This window comes from Streptomyces sp. 2323.1 (assembly GCF_900221035.1).
GTDB classification, from domain to species: Bacteria; Actinomycetota; Actinomycetes; order Streptomycetales; family Streptomycetaceae; genus Streptomyces; species Streptomyces sioyaensis.
Genome location: NZ_LT907981.1, coordinates 2,273,083 through 2,287,346, shown reverse-complemented (window position 1 = coordinate 2,287,346; position 14,264 = coordinate 2,273,083). Strand labels below are relative to the sequence as shown.

Annotated in this window: 10 protein-coding genes and 2 pseudogenes; 11 read left to right on the top strand and 1 reads right to left on the bottom strand. The window is 70.5% G+C overall.

Annotated elements, in window-relative coordinates; genetic code table 11:
- Positions 1–393: 393 nt before the first annotated feature.
- The 8 genes and pseudogenes from CPH93_RS37570 to CPH93_RS09095 all read left to right on the top strand — a co-directional run bounded on the left by CPH93_RS37570 (position 394) and on the right by CPH93_RS09095 (position 9,445).
- Complete coding sequence (locus CPH93_RS37570; RefSeq protein ID WP_231977403.1) at positions 394–735, top strand: YraN family protein; 342 nt, start codon at positions 394–396, stop codon at positions 733–735.
- Positions 735–2,390, top strand: coding sequence for a YifB family Mg chelatase-like AAA ATPase (locus CPH93_RS09125; RefSeq protein ID WP_096212507.1), 1,656 nt, complete (start codon positions 735–737; stop codon positions 2,388–2,390). The genes CPH93_RS37570 and CPH93_RS09125 overlap by 1 nt, the downstream gene beginning before the upstream one ends.
- Positions 2,387–3,232: pseudogene (locus tag CPH93_RS09120) on the top strand (DNA-processing protein DprA); the annotation flags it as partial. The gene CPH93_RS09125 and the pseudogene CPH93_RS09120, both read left to right, overlap by 4 nt.
- 102 nt (positions 3,233–3,334) lie before the next feature.
- Positions 3,335–4,489 (top strand): tyrosine-type recombinase/integrase, encoded by a 1,155-nt coding sequence (locus CPH93_RS09115; RefSeq protein ID WP_231977245.1) that lies wholly within the window; start codon positions 3,335–3,337, stop codon positions 4,487–4,489.
- Between the two features lie 97 nt (positions 4,490–4,586).
- Positions 4,587–6,965: a tyrosine-type recombinase/integrase gene (locus CPH93_RS09110; RefSeq protein ID WP_096212506.1), complete on the top strand. Its 2,379-nt coding sequence runs from the start codon at positions 4,587–4,589 to the stop codon at positions 6,963–6,965.
- 113 nt (positions 6,966–7,078) lie between these two features.
- Positions 7,079–7,582 (top strand): annotated as a pseudogene (locus tag CPH93_RS09105) (DNA-processing protein DprA); the annotation flags it as partial.
- Between the two features lie 362 nt (positions 7,583–7,944).
- Complete coding sequence (gene whiG, locus CPH93_RS09100; RefSeq protein WP_096212505.1) at positions 7,945–8,781, top strand: RNA polymerase sigma factor WhiG; 837 nt, start codon at positions 7,945–7,947, stop codon at positions 8,779–8,781.
- Between the two features lie 124 nt (positions 8,782–8,905).
- A complete protein-coding gene (locus CPH93_RS09095; protein ID WP_093489228.1) occupies positions 8,906–9,445 on the top strand; it encodes a TetR/AcrR family transcriptional regulator in 540 nt (179 codons plus the stop codon).
- 433 nt (positions 9,446–9,878) lie between these two features.
- Here the strand turns inward: CPH93_RS09095 and CPH93_RS09090 are convergent, their stop codons facing one another.
- The gene (locus CPH93_RS09090; protein ID WP_443031434.1) at positions 9,879–10,511 is read right to left on the bottom strand and encodes a murein hydrolase activator EnvC family protein; all 633 of its coding nucleotides are present in this window, start codon (positions 10,509–10,511) and stop codon (positions 9,879–9,881) included.
- A 945-nt stretch (positions 10,512–11,456) separates the two neighbouring features.
- Here CPH93_RS09090 and rpsB point away from each other — a divergent pair.
- The 3 genes from rpsB to pyrH all read left to right on the top strand — a co-directional run bounded on the left by rpsB (position 11,457) and on the right by pyrH (position 14,222).
- Positions 11,457–12,344, top strand: coding sequence for a 30S ribosomal protein S2 (rpsB, locus tag CPH93_RS09085; protein ID WP_093649146.1), 888 nt, complete (start codon positions 11,457–11,459; stop codon positions 12,342–12,344).
- Between the two features lie 108 nt (positions 12,345–12,452).
- The gene (gene tsf, locus CPH93_RS09080; RefSeq protein WP_093485390.1) at positions 12,453–13,289 is read left to right on the top strand and encodes a translation elongation factor Ts; all 837 of its coding nucleotides are present in this window, start codon (positions 12,453–12,455) and stop codon (positions 13,287–13,289) included.
- Positions 13,290–13,451: 162 nt separating this feature from the next.
- Positions 13,452–14,222 (top strand): UMP kinase, encoded by a 771-nt coding sequence (gene pyrH, locus CPH93_RS09075; protein WP_093485391.1) that lies wholly within the window; start codon positions 13,452–13,454, stop codon positions 14,220–14,222.
- Positions 14,223–14,264 lie beyond the last annotated feature (42 nt).

The window sequence follows — 14,264 nt, the reverse complement described above, 5'->3', positions numbered from 1 at the left end:
GCCGCGGCCGCGGCGGCGGTGCGCGGGGCGGGCGGCGTAGCGTCCGTTGGCGGGATGCCTGGCCGACGCGGGAAGGGCGGAGGGGCGCCTGCTGGACGGGAAGCGTCCGCGGGTGTGCGGGTGGCCGATGGTCCGGGCGCCGATCCGGCCGTCGGCTCGCACAGTGGCCCGGGGCCGGGGCCGGGGCCGGGGCCGGCGGCCACGCCGGTCGGCGAGCCGGGTCGCGTAGCCACATCGGCCGACGACCCCGGTCTGGCAGCCACACCGGCCGACGACCCGAGGGCCGCGGTCGCACCGCCCGGCGCCCATGGCCCAGCGGTCGTACCGACGACTGCCCCGCCACCTCACACCGGCCCCGCGACGGCCGCCTCGACCGGCACCCGGCGACGCGCCCTGGGCCGCTACGGCGAAGACCTGGCCGCCCGGCGGCTCACCGAGGCCGGGATGCGGATCCTGGACCGCAACTGGCGCTGCCGCGACGGAGAGATCGACATCGTCGCGGCCGACGGAGACGCCCTGGTGGTCTGCGAAGTCAAAACCCGCCGCGCCGGCTGGTACGAGCACCCCATGGCGGCCGTGCGCCCCGAGAAGACCGCCCGGCTGCGACTGCTGGCGGAACGCTGGCTGGAGCGGCACGGCGGCCCACCGCCCGGAGGCGTACGGATCGACGTCATCGGCATCCTGCTGCCGGCCCGCGGCGCCCCCGTCGTCCAGCACGCCCGGGGGGTGGCCTGATGGGGTTCGCCCGGACCTGCTCCGTCGCCCTGGTGGGCGTCGAAGGAGTCGTCGTCGAGGTCCAGGCCGACCTGGAACCGGGCGTCGCCGCCTTCACCCTCGTCGGCCTGCCCGACAAGAGCCTCATCGAATCCAGGGAACGCGTCCGCGCCGCCGTCGTGAACTCCGGCGCCGAATGGCCGCAGAAAAAGCTCACCGTCGGCCTCAGCCCGGCCTCCGTACCCAAAGGCGGCAGCGGCTTCGACCTCGCCGTGGCCTGCGCCGTCCTCGGCGCCGCCGAGCGCCTGGACCCCCGCGAACTCACCGACCTCATGATGATCGGCGAACTGGGCCTGGACGGCCGCGTCCGCCCCGTACGCGGAGTCCTGCCCGCCGTCCTGGCCGCCGCCGACGCCGGATACCGCCAGGTCGTCGTCCCCGAGCAGACCGCCGCCGAAGCCTCACTCGTCCCCGGCATGTCGGTCCTCGGCGTCCGCAGCCTGCGCCAGCTCATCGGTGTCCTCGCCGACGAACCGGTGCCCCACGAAGAACCCAGGGACGAAGGCCGCCCCGACCCGCTGCTCGCCGGGCTCGCCGTGTCCGGCACCTGCGCCGGAGCGGGCCTGCCCTCCGGTGACCACACCCCAGACCTTGCGGACGTCGCAGGCCAGCACGGCGCCCGCCGCGCCCTGGAAGCGGCCGCCGCCGGACGCCACCACATCTTCTTCAAAGGCCCGCCCGGCGCCGGCAAAACCATGCTCGCCGAACGCCTCCCGGGACTGCTGCCGCCGCTGTCCCCCAAGGAATCCCTGGAGGTCACCGCCGTCCACTCGGTGGCCGGCACCCTCCCACCGGGACAGCCGCTCGTCCACCGGCCGCCCTACTGCGCACCGCACCACTCCGCGACCATGGCCTCCCTCGTCGGCGGTGGTACCGGCCTGCCCCGCCCCGGAGCCGTCTCCCTCGCCCACCACGGCGTGCTGTTCATGGACGAGGCCGCGGAATGCAGCCCACGCGTCCTGGACGCGCTCCGCCAGCCCCTGGAATCCGGGCACATCGTCGTCGCCCGCGCCGGGGGCATGATGCGCATGCCCGCCCGCATCCTCCTCGCCCTCGCCGCCAACCCCTGCCCCTGCGGACGACACGGCACCGCCGGCGGCGGCTGCGAGTGCCGGCCCTCATCCATCCGGCGCTACCGCTCACGACTCTCCGGCCCCCTGATGGACCGGGTCGACCTGCGAATCGTGGTGGAACCGGTCGCCCGCTCCGAACTGCTCGCGCTGGGCCGCGGCGCCGAATCCACCGCAGCGGTGGCCGAGCGCGTACACGCCGCCCGGGAACGCGCCGCCGCCCGCCTGGCCGACACCCCCTGGCACACCAACAGCGAGGTCCCCGGCCATGAACTGCGCACCCGCTGGCAGGTCCGCCCCGGCGCCCTGGCCCAAGCAGAACGCGACCTCGAATGCGGCCTGCTCACGGCCCGCGGCCTCGACCGGGTCCTGCGCGTCGCCTGGACAGCCGCCGACCTCGCCGGCCGCGACCGCCCCACCAGCGAAGACGTCAACTGGGCCCTGGAACTCCGCACCGGCGTACGCCGCGGCGCGCTGACCGCAGCGGGCGTCAGCGGGAGCGAGACCGCCACCACCCGGCCCCGCACACGCAGGAACAAGCGATGAACGGAATCGACCCATGGGGCTTCGCCACGGACCGGCCGGACACCGCCGACAGGCCGGACACCGCCACGGACGACCGGCCACCCGCGCCCGGACCGGTCGTGGAACCGGGCCACGCCCCGCACACCACGGCCGCATCCCACACCGCCGGGCGCGCGACCGTCCGCCCGTGCTCCGCGCCCGGCGGCACAGCCCGCGAACCGCAGCGCACGGCTCGCGCGGCCCTCACCCGCATCCTCGAACCGGGCGATGAAACCGCCGGCCGCTGGGTGCGCGAGATGGGCCCGGTGGCGCTGTGGCGCGCGCTGTCCGACGAGGACGCGACCCCACCCCGGGGCGCAAGCCCGGCCAAGACCGAGGGCCTGCGCCTACGGGCCGCACGGGCCCGCCCCGCCGCGGACCTCGCCGCCGTCAGCGCGCTCGGCGGCCGGTTCATCTGCCCCGGCGACGACGAATGGCCAGGCCAGCTCGACGATCTCGGCGACGCCCGCCCCCTCGGCCTGTGGGTGCGCGGGACGGCCAACCTCAGACTGTGGGCGCTGCGCTCGGTCGCCGTCGTCGGCGCCCGGGCCTGCACCGACTACGGCGCCCACCTCGCCACCACGCTCAGCGCAGGGCTCGCCGACCGAGGCTGGACCGTCGTCTCCGGAGCGGCCTACGGCGTCGACGGCGCCGCTCACCGTGGCGCGCTGGCCGCAGACGGCGCGACCATCGCCGTCATGGCCTCCGGTGTCGATTACGCCTACCCGCGCGGCCACACCGAACTGCTCGGCCGGATCGCCGAACAGGGCCTGGTGGTCGCCGAGTTACCACCCGGCGACCACCCCACCCGCAGCCGGTGTGTTAACTGCACCATCGTCTCTGATCATGGAGCGAGATGATCTACGCCTGGAAGGAAGAGTGTGTTGCAAGACCTGCATCGTCAGTTAATCGAGGGCCGGGCCGACGTGCCTCGTGTCGGCTCGGTCGTTGAACGGGAGTCCATACCGCTGTATGCCGTCCTGGACGGTGACGGAGCCGTCGTTGCTCCCGTCGTTCCGTACCTTCGAGGTCTCACCCTGGACGACAACCGGCCGTTGACCGTTAAGAGCTACGCGTACGATCTCCAGCGCTGGTTCCGGCTGCTGTGGTTCCTCGGCATTCCCTGGGACCGGGCGACGGAAGCGGAAGCGTCAGCGCTGGTGGGATGGCTCCGGGTGGCTCCGAACCCGCAGCGTCGCCGGTGGAGGGCGAACGCTCCACAGCCCGGCTCGGTGAACCCTCGCACGGGCAAGCTCTACCTCAAGGCCGGCTACGCGCCGCGGACGATCAACCACTGCCTGACCGTGGTTTGCAGCTTCTACGCCTACCACCGGCACTACAACCGGGGCCCGTTGGTCAACCCGGTTCCCGAGTCGGTGGCCCAGCGCCGGGCTCTTGCGCACCGGGCCCCGGACGGAGAGATCCCCCCATTCCGACGAGCCCGGCTGCGGCAGCGTGTCCGGAAGACCGACCCCCGGTCGATTCCCGACGCGATGTGGGACGAGCTCTTCGAGGCCATGACCTGCGACAGGGATCGAGCGGCCGTCCTGCTCTACGTGTCCAGCGGGTCCCGGGCCAGCGAGCTGCTCGGTGTCACCCCTGGTGACATCGACTGGGCCAAGCAGCTGTTCTATGTCGTGACCAAGGGCACGGACGACCGCGAGGCCGTCCCCGCGAGTCCCCAGGCGCTGACTATCCTGGCCGCCTACCTCGACCGGATCGGGCTCCCGCCGGCCCATGAACCGGTCCTCCGCACCCTGCGGGGCCCGGACCGGCCGCTGACCTACTCGGCGATGCGGCGGGTGTTCCAGCGGGTCAACGAGAAGCTCGGCACGAACTGGGCCCTGCACGACCTGCGGCACACCGCCGCGAACCGCATGGCGAACGACCCCAACCTCACCCTGGCCCAAGTCCGTGCGATCCTGCGCCATTCGGATCTGGCGACCACCGGCCGCTACTTGAACGCCCGCGTCGAGGACCTCTTCGACGCTCTCCAAGCCCACTACAACCGGCCGCGCGTCCAGCGGACCTTCGCTGCCGGTTACGCCGCAGACGACATCAAGGCGGTGTTCGGTGGCTAACCGCACGACAGTTGAGACTTACACGGTCCGCCACCGGCACCAGAAATACGACGAGACGCCCAAGCCGAAGCAAACCACGAGGTTCTCCAGTGCCTCGGTGAAAGCGGCTCCGGCACCCCGGCCGGAGAAGCCCCCGGCGCCGTTCGGGGACCTGTCACGGGCCGGGATCACCGAACTGTGCGATCTGGCCAGGGTGATCTGGCCGGGCAAGACCCGGTCCGGATCGGAGAAGCGCCGAGCTGGCGTCCTGCTGCTGTTCCGCCACCTGGCGAAACAGCCCGGCGACACCTGGCAGGAACGCTGGGATGCCAGCGGCTTCAACGATGAGAACGCGCCCCCGGTCAGTGTCCTGGGCCGTCAGGGGGTCGGCTACGACCGAAGCAATCTGAGCTCCGCGCTGAGGATGGCGTTCGCCGCGCGGATCATCCAGCCCTCCCTCTCAGGATTCCGGGCGAACAAGTTCATCGACTACCCAGAGCCGTTCCGCGAGGTCCAGAAGGAACCCCGGCTGGACGAGTTCTTCGAAACGGTCGACGCGCAACAGCACCTCACTGCACCGCACCGGTTCCGGGCGAAGTTCGATTTGGCCTGCGCCCTGACCACGCAGGGAATCGCCCTGGAGCATCTGACCCCCTCGGCACTCCTGCACTACTCACTGGAAAACAGGCGCCTAGGCCTCACCTACGGCAAGAGCAACGATCACACCCGGTTCGCGGCGCTGGCGGCTTGGGAGATCCTGCACAAGATGGGGCACTTTCCTGCCGGGACGGCCCCGACCCTGCGGACATTCATCTACGACGGCCAGCGGACCGTTGAGGAACTCGTCGACCAGTACGGCATCAAGAATGCCGGGATCCGGCAGCTCTTAATCGACTACCTGGTCCGACGTCGATCGGACACGGACTACGTCACTCTCCAAGGGCTCGCCCGCCACCTGGCCAGTCACTTCTGGTCTGTCATCGAGGAACTCAACCCCGACCAGAAGGACCTGAATCTCAACAACGATCTCTACGACCAGTGGCGGGCCGAGATCCAGCACTGGCGCCGCAAAGGCGAGACCGACCGGACGAAGATCCGCAAGGATCCCTCGGCCATCCTGCTGGCCGTCCGAGCCCTCTACGTCGACCTGCACAGCTGGGCCGTGGCCGAGCCCGAACGGTGGGCCCAGTGGGTGGCTCCCTGCCCGATCCTGCCACGGGACCTCAAGGGGTTCGGCAAACGGCGCCGCGAAGTCAACCGTCGCATGGCCGACCGCACGCGTGTCCGCCAGCCCTTGCTACCTGTCCTCGTCCGCCACGTTGAGGACCGCTACGAGCACCTGGCCGGCTTGCTGGAAGCCGCCCGCCCGGTCCCGCTCGGCGAGCCCTTCGAGCACCAGGGACGCCATTACAACCGCACCAACTCCCGCGAGGACCGCCGCCGGGCGAAGATCCTGGCCGAGCCGTCCGTCCGGGTCATCGACAACGCCACCGGCGAGATGATCAACGTGATCATGGCGGAAGAGTCGGCGTTCTGGGAGTGGGTGGCCGTCGAGGTCCTGCGACACAGCGGGATCCGCGTCGAAGAACTCGTCGAGCTCACCCACCTCAGCATCCGCCAATACGAGCGGCCCAACGGCGAGGTCATCGCCCTCCTGGTGGTCGCTCCGTCGAAGAGCGAGCGCGAGCGAGTCATCCCGATGTCCGCCGAGCTGTTCCACGCCGTTGCGCAGATCATCCGCAGGCAGACCCGCAACGGGCAGGCGATCCCGCTCCTGAGCCGCTACGACACGCATGAAAGGACCTGGTCGGAGCCCATGCCGTTCCTCTTTCAGCGACAGCGCGGCACCGTCCGTCAGGTGATCGCCCCATCCACCGTCCTCAACATGATCGGCCGCAGCTGCGAAGAGATCGCCGAGACCAACCCCGCCTTCGCCGGCACCAAGTTCACCCCGCACGACTTCCGCCGGCTCTTCGCCACCGACGTCGTCAACGGCGGATTGCCCATCCACATCGGCGCGGCCCTGCTCGGACACCTGAATCTCCAGACCACACAGGGCTACGTCGCGGTCTTCGCCGAGGACATCGTCCAGCACTACCAGGAGTTCCTGAACCACCGCCGAACCCTCCGGCCCGAGGGCGAGTACGTCGACGTCACCGCCGACGAATGGGCGGAGTTCGAGGAGCATTTCGACAAGCGCAAGGTCGAGCTCGGCAACTGCGCTCGCCCCTACGGATCACCCTGCCAGCACGAGCACGCCTGCATCCGATGCCCAATGCTGCAGGTCAACCCCAAGATGCTGCCCAGGCTTACGGAGATCGAGAAGGACCTGATTCTCCGCCGCAAGCGAGCCGAGGAAGAGCAGTGGCTCGGCGAGATCGAAGGCATCGACATGACCTTGACCTTCGTCCGCACCAAGCAAGCCGATGCCGCTCGACTTGCACAACGGGCACCCGTCTCGCTCGGCATCCCGACCACCCGGCCGCGGCCTGAGTGACGGACACGAACGTCTCCGGCCGGCGGCCCGGGAGGGGAGCGATCTTCACCCGCCCCCTGCCAAGGACCATCTCCGAGGAGCAGCGAGAGTCCAGATTTGACTTAGTGCAGAGAAGGTTCATCCAGCGCAATCGCGTCATCGCCGCGCTCACCCGAGGAACCGTAGTAGTGGAGGCCGAGCTGCGCAGCGGCTCACTGGTCACCGCCCGGCGGGCGCGGTCCCTCGGACGCTTCACGATGGGTATGCCGGGCCCGGTCACCAGCAGCCTGTCGGCCGGCGTGCATCAACTCCTGCGCGACGAGGCCACGGTGGTCACCGACGCCGATGAGGTCATCGAGCTCGTCGGCAGCATCGGTGACCTCGCCCCCGGCCGGCGGGGGCCCACCCTCACCCGTGACCTGCTCGACCCCGTCGCCACCCGCGTACTGGAGGCGCTGCCCGCACAGGGCAGCACGGACGCCGGCCGCCTGGCCGAGGAGGCCGGCACACCCCGTGAGGTGACCCAGGGCAAGCTCTTCGAGCTGCTGTCCCTCGGATTCGTTCAAAGGTGCGGTGGCCACTGGGAGTTGGCGCGACGCGCCGAGGCGGCCGACGGTTCCCGGCGAGGCGGTGCTTGACCTGGGGCGAACGGGTGAAAGGGTGAGGGGAATGACCGCAGAATCCAGGTTTGCCACGCTTCGGTGCACACGACCGCCCTTTGGGGAGCGGGCGAGGCGGCGCCGGGGGCGCACGTCGCGCCGCGCGCCGCATCACCGCCTCCGTCCGCACGGCCCTCCACAGGGCCGCGACCGGCCCCTTGTCCGGGTGTCGCCACGCCGTACGAGGTAACCCCGGGGTGCGGGCAGCGGAACGTATCTGCGCACCCCCGAACCTGCCGTCATCGCACACCGCAACGCTGCGGTCACGCTACGCTCACAGGCAAATTCAACCCTCATGCATCCATCCACCCGCGTCTCGGCAGAACGGCTCAAGGCGACGAATGCCCCAGCACACCTCCGGGTCTGACCGTGCGGCGGTACCACCCGCCGCACGCGGCAGCGTGCGCCCCGCCCCGCCCACCTCGCTCGATGAGTTGTGGCGCTCCTACAAGGCGTCAGGCGACGGGCGGCTGCGGGAACAGCTGATCCTGCACTACTCGCCGCTGGTCAAATACGTCGCCGGCCGTGTCAGCGTCGGCCTGCCCCCCAACGTCGAACAGGCCGACTTCGTCTCCTCCGGAGTCTTCGGACTGATCGACGCCATCGAGAAGTTCGAACCCGAACGCTCCATCAAATTCGAGACCTACGCCATCACCCGCATCCGCGGCGCAATGATCGACGAGCTGCGCGCACTCGACTGGATCCCGCGCTCCGTACGGCAGAAGGCCCGTGCCGTCGAACGCGCCTACGCCACCCTCGAAGCGCAACTGCGCCGCACCCCCTCCGAGGCGGAGGTCGCCGAGGAGATGGACATCGGGCTGGAGGAACTCCACAACGTCTTCAGCCAGCTGTCGCTGGCGAACGTGGTCGCCCTGGAGGAGCTGCTGCATGTCGGCGGCGAGGGGGGCGAACGGCTGAGCCTGATGGACACCCTCGAGGACACGGCCGCCGAGAACCCCGTCGAGATCGCCGAGGACCGCGAGCTGCGGCGACTGCTCGCGCGTGCCATCAACACCCTCCCCGAGCGCGAGAAGACCGTGGTCACGCTCTACTACTACGAAGGCCTCACGCTCGCCGAAATCGGCAATGTCCTCGGCGTCACCGAAAGCAGGGTCAGCCAGATCCACACCAAGTCCGTCCTCCAACTGCGGGCGAAGCTCGCCGACGTCGGACGCTGACCACGTCGCCCGAGCCGGGTCTTCCCACGCCGTGTCGCCATACGGAGTGCCGCGGCGAGCGCGCCATCCGTAGAGTGGTGACGTGCCAAGGATTCGAGCGGCCTCCGTGGCCGAGCACCGGACGATGCAGCGCCGCGCCCTTCTGGACGCTGCCCGCACCCTGCTGTCCGAAGGCGGAACGGAAGCACTGACCTTCCCCGCCCTCGCCGAGCGCACGGGCCTCGCGCGCTCCTCCGTGTACGAGTACTTCCGCTCGCGCGCCGCCGTCGTCGAGGAGCTGTGCGCCGTCGACTTCCCTGTATGGGCCGCCGAGGTCGAAGCGGCGATGGAACGGGCCGACACGCCCGAGGGGAAGATCGAGGCGTATGTGCGCCGACAACTCGCCCTGGTCGGCGACCGGCGCCACCGCGCCGTCGTCGCCATTTCGGCCGGCGAGCTGGATGCCGGTGCCCGCGAGAAGATCCGTGCGGCGCACGGCGGCCTCATCGCCATGATCGTCGAAGCGCTCGCCGCCCTCGGCCACGAGCAGCCCCGACTCGCGGCCATGCTCCTCCAGGGAGTCGTCGATGCCGCGGTCCGCCGTATCGAACTCGGTGCCGCGGAGGACCCGGACGAGATCACGGAGGCGGCGGTGTCGATGGCCCTCCGCGGGGTCCGCGGCTGACCTGGGGGCCTCCCCCTCCCCCCGCCCCCTCCCCACCCCCCTCCACCACCCCCACTCGTGAGCCCGGCAGCTCACAGCCCGCAACGCGATGCGACCGGTCTGTTGCCTCGCCCGTCTGTGACACGGCTGGGTCCGTGGCCCACCGGTCCGTGACCTGGGTGATCTATGGCCCCTCCGGTCGTGTGGCTTCACGGGCCTGCGGCTTCTCGGCTCGGTCGCCTGGATCTGTGGTCCACCGGTCGTGTGGCCTCACGGGCCTGTGGCCCAACGGCTCGGTCGCCTGGATCCGTGGCCCACCGGTCGTGCGCCTCACCCGCCTGTGACCCCACCCCTCGTTCGCCTGGCCGGCTGCGACTCCGCCGCCCGGTGACAACCGGCGCCCGCGCCCTCCATCCGCCGCCCCAGCTACCGCAACCCGCGCACGCCCCTTCCCTCACTCGCCTCTACCCGCCGCTGCTCGCCCCTGCTCGCCGACCGAGTCGAGGGGGAGCCGCCCCAGCGCCCACAGCGCGGCCGCCGCGAGCCCGACGGTACCCAGGAGGGCGGCCGCGGTCGGTGTCGAGTTTTGAGCGTGAGCTGCTGGCTCGGGTGGCTCCGGATGACCGGGGGCCGTGTGGCCGTCCGTCGGTACGGGGATGCCGAAGACCGGCAGCAGTCGTGAGGGGCCGCTGCGGAGCATGCTCCGGGGCAGCAGAGACAACGGGTCCAGGTAGGTCTTGCCGCGCCGTAAGCCCCAGTGGAGGCAGGGGGCCCGGCAGTGGAACGGACCGCGTTGTAGTACGGCGACCTTCTGGCCTGCTGTGACGTGCTGACCCTTCCGGGCGGTGGGGCGTACCGGCTCGTAGGTGGTGCGTAGGGGAGGGCGGCCCGAGCGGGACACCTCAAGGGTCAGGACACCGCGGCCGGCCACCGTTCCCGCGTACGTCACCCGACCCGGGGCCGCGGCCCGTACCTCCGCGCCGGCGGATGAGGCCAGGTCGACGCCGCGGTGGCCGGCCGCCCAGGGTGAGGGAGGAGGATCCCAGCCGCGCAGCACGGTGGGCCGTATCCCCGCCGGTCCTGCCACAGGCCAGGACCGTTCCCCAGCAGACGGATCGGTGCTGGGCTCGGCGCGCGCGGGATTCCCAAGGTGTCCCGCAGCCTCAGCCCGCGCCGGCTCCCCGGGATGTCCCACCCGCTCGTCACGTTCTCCCGCCCCAGGGTGCCCCATGCCGCCGGCCCTCCTGCGCCCCTGGCCCCTTCCGCGCCCGCAGGACCCTCCGCCGACCGGACACCGGTCCGCCCCGCCGCTGCTTGCGCCCCGTGCTCCACCGCCGCGCCCATGGGCGGGACGGCGGCAGCGTTCGCGAGGCCCGACCCCAGAAAAGCGAGCACCGCGGCCGTGGCCGGGGCCAGCAGCACCTCCACGGCGCGGGCCGGGAAGAAGCAGCTCGGGCCGGATGTGCCCGGCTCCCCGGGCGGGGCCGGAGGCCGTAAGGGCGGCGCGGGCTGCCGGAAGCGGGGGCCGACAAGGGGGACCGTGAGTGATCGCGGGCGGCTGAAAACCTCCGGCCGCCGCCCGGCGGCGAGCGGTCGCCGAGAGCCGGAGCCCAGGGCGAAGACGCCGCAGGCGGGAAGGCCTCTGGTCGAGTCGGAGGGCGGTGGGGTGTTCCGTCGGGTGTGTCGTCGCATGGTTCGACGGTGGCGCAGGACGTCGGGGCGTGGGGATCTTGGTCGGGAGCTGTGGACGGCGGGCCGGCTGTGGACAACGGCGTCACCCACTTGGGGTGCGAAAAGGTGCGTGTCGCCCAGTGCATCGCCCGTCCCGTACACTTCTGGTGGCGATCCGGGTCACCGGGTCGACTTCGCACGCCCCGCCGTCAGTGCACCAGTCCCGTTCGGGCAGCACGACGGCCGCGCTCCTCGGTCCTTGGACGGCTCCGCAAGGTGTCATCCCCGGCAGGCGCGTCGGGGCGTCAGGCACCGCGGCCGACCGGCCGCAGTGGAACCGAGAACAACAAGGAGTACGGCCATGGCCGTCGTCACGATGCGGGAGCTGCTGGAGAGCGGCGTCCACTTCGGGCACCAGACCCGCCGCTGGAACCCGAAGATGAAGCGCTTCATCTTCACCGAGCGCAACGGCATCTACATCATCGACCTGCTCCAGTCGCTGTCGTACATCGACCGCGCCTACGAGTTCGTCAAGGAGACCGTCGCCCACGGCGGCTCGGTCATGTTCGTCGGCACGAAGAAGCAGGCCCAGGAGGCCATTGCCGAGCAGGCGACCCGCGTGGGCATGCCCTACGTGAACCAGCGCTGGCTCGGCGGCATGCTGACCAACTTCTCGACCGTCTACAAGCGCCTGCAGCGCCTGAAGGAGCTCGAGCAGATCGACTTCGAGGATGTGGCCGCCTCCGGCCTCACCAAGAAGGAGCTCCTCGTCCTCTCCCGCGAGAAGGCCAAGCTGGAGAAGACCCTCGGCGGTATCCGCGAGATGCAGAAGGTGCCCAGCGCCGTCTGGATCGTGGACACCAAGAAGGAGCACATCGCCGTCGGTGAGGCGCGCAAGCTCAACATCCCGGTCGTCGCGATCCTCGACACCAACTGCGACCCGGACGAGGTCGACTACAAGATCCCGGGCAACGACGACGCGATCCGCTCCGTCACCCTGCTCACCCGCGTGATCGCCGACGCCGTCGCCGAGGGCCTCATCGCCCGCTCCGGTGCCGCCACCGGCGACCAGAAGCCCGGCGAGAAGGCTGCTGCCGCCGAGCCGCTGGCCGAGTGGGAGCGCGACCTGCTCGAGGGCGAGAAGAAGGCTGACGACGAGGCCCCCAAGGCCGAGGAGAAGCCCGCCGAGGCCCCCGCCGCCGAGGCCGAGAAGCCGGCCGACGCCGAGAAGCCGGCCGAGCAGGCCTGACCCGCAGCATCCGGTTGACGACGGCGGGGGAGGGCGCCACAAGCGCCGCCCCCGCCGTCCACCCGTAGATCTTTCGACTTCGAGATTTCGAGAAGAGATTCACAGACCATGGCGAACTACACCGCCGCTGACGTCAAGAAGCTCCGCGAGCTCACCGGCGCCGGCATGATGGACTGCAAGAAGGCCCTGGACGAGGCCGAGGGTAACGTCGACAAGGCCGTCGAGGCGCTGCGTATCAAGGGCCAGAAGGGCGTCGCCAAGCGCGAGGGCCGGTCCGCCGAGAACGGCGCGGTGGTCTCCGTGATCGCCGGCGACAACACCTCCGGTGTCATCGTCGAGCTGAAGTGCGAGACGGACTTCGTCGCCAAGGGTGAGAAGTTCCAGGCCGTCGCCAACGAGATCGCCGCGCACGTCGCGAAGACCTCTCCGGCCGACCTCGCGGCCCTGCTCGCCTCCGAGATCGAGGCCGGCAAGACCGTCCAGGCGTTCGTCGACGAGGCCAACGCCACTCTGGGCGAGAAGATCGTCCTGGACCGCTTCGCGCAGTTCTCCGACGGCTACGTGGCGGCGTACATGCACCGCACCATGCCCGACCTGCCCCCGCAGATCGGTGTCCTCGTCGAGCTCGACAAGGAGAACGCCGAGGTCGCCAAGGGCATTGCGCAGCACATCGCCGCGTTCGCCCCGAAGTACCTCGCCAAGGACGACGTGCCGGCCGAGGTCGTCGAGGCCGAGCGGCGTGTCGCGGAGGAGACCACCCGCGCCGAGGGCAAGCCCGAGGCTGCTCTTCCGAAGATCGTCGAGGGTCGCATCAACGGCTTCTTCAAGGACGCGACGCTGCTCGGTCAGCCGTACGCGCTCGACAACAAGAAGTCCGTCGAGAAGGTCCTCCAGGAGGCCGGTGTCACCCTGAAGCGCTTCTCGCGCATCAAGGTCGGCATCTGAGCCTGTCGCGAAGGCAGCGAATGACCTGCGACCCCGCTAGGGTCGTACGCAGTCGGCCGCTCAACGGCCGGCCGCAGATGTGACGAGGAGGCCATTGCCGCACAGGGATCTGGACCAGACCCACGGCAATGGCCTTCTTCGTATGTGCACGAGGAGAGCTCAATGATTCACGGTGCCGACGGCGCGCACACAGACCATGCCGGTCACGGCGGCAGGCGACGCTTCCTGCTGAAGCTGTCGGGCGAAGCGTTCGCCGGCGGCGGCGGCCTGGGCGTCGACCCCGACGTCGTGCACGCGATGGCCCGCGAGATCGCCGCCGTGGTGCGCGACGGTTACGAGATCGCCGTCGTGATCGGCGGCGGCAACTTCTTCCGCGGCGCGGAACTCCAGCAGCGCGGTATGGACCGGGCACGCTCCGACTACATGGGCATGCTCGGCACGGTCATGAACTGTCTGGCGCTCCAGGACTTCCTGGAGAAGGAGGGCATCGACTCCCGCGTCCAGACGGCCATCACCATGGGCCAGGTCGCCGAGCCGTACATCCCGCTGCGCGCGGTGCGCCACCTGGAGAAGGGCCGGGTCGTCATCTTCGGCGCGGGCATGGGCATGCCGTACTTCTCCACCGACACCACCGCCGCCCAGCGTGCCCTGGAGATCGACGCCGAGGCCATGCTGATGGGCAAGAACGGGGTGGACGGGGTCTACGACTCCGACCCCAAGAAGAACCCGGACGCGGTCAAGTTCGACGCGCTCGAATACGGCGAGGTCATCACCCGCGACCTGAAGATCGCCGACGCCACCGCCATCACCCTGTGCCGGGACAACAAGCTCCCGATCCTCGTGTTCGAACTGCTCGCCGAGGGCAACATCGCGCGCGCGGTGAAGGGTGAGAAGATCGGCACGCTCGTCAGCGATCAGGGCACTCGGGCCTGACGGCCCCAACTGCCGTGGTTCCGTACGGGCATCGGCCTGTAC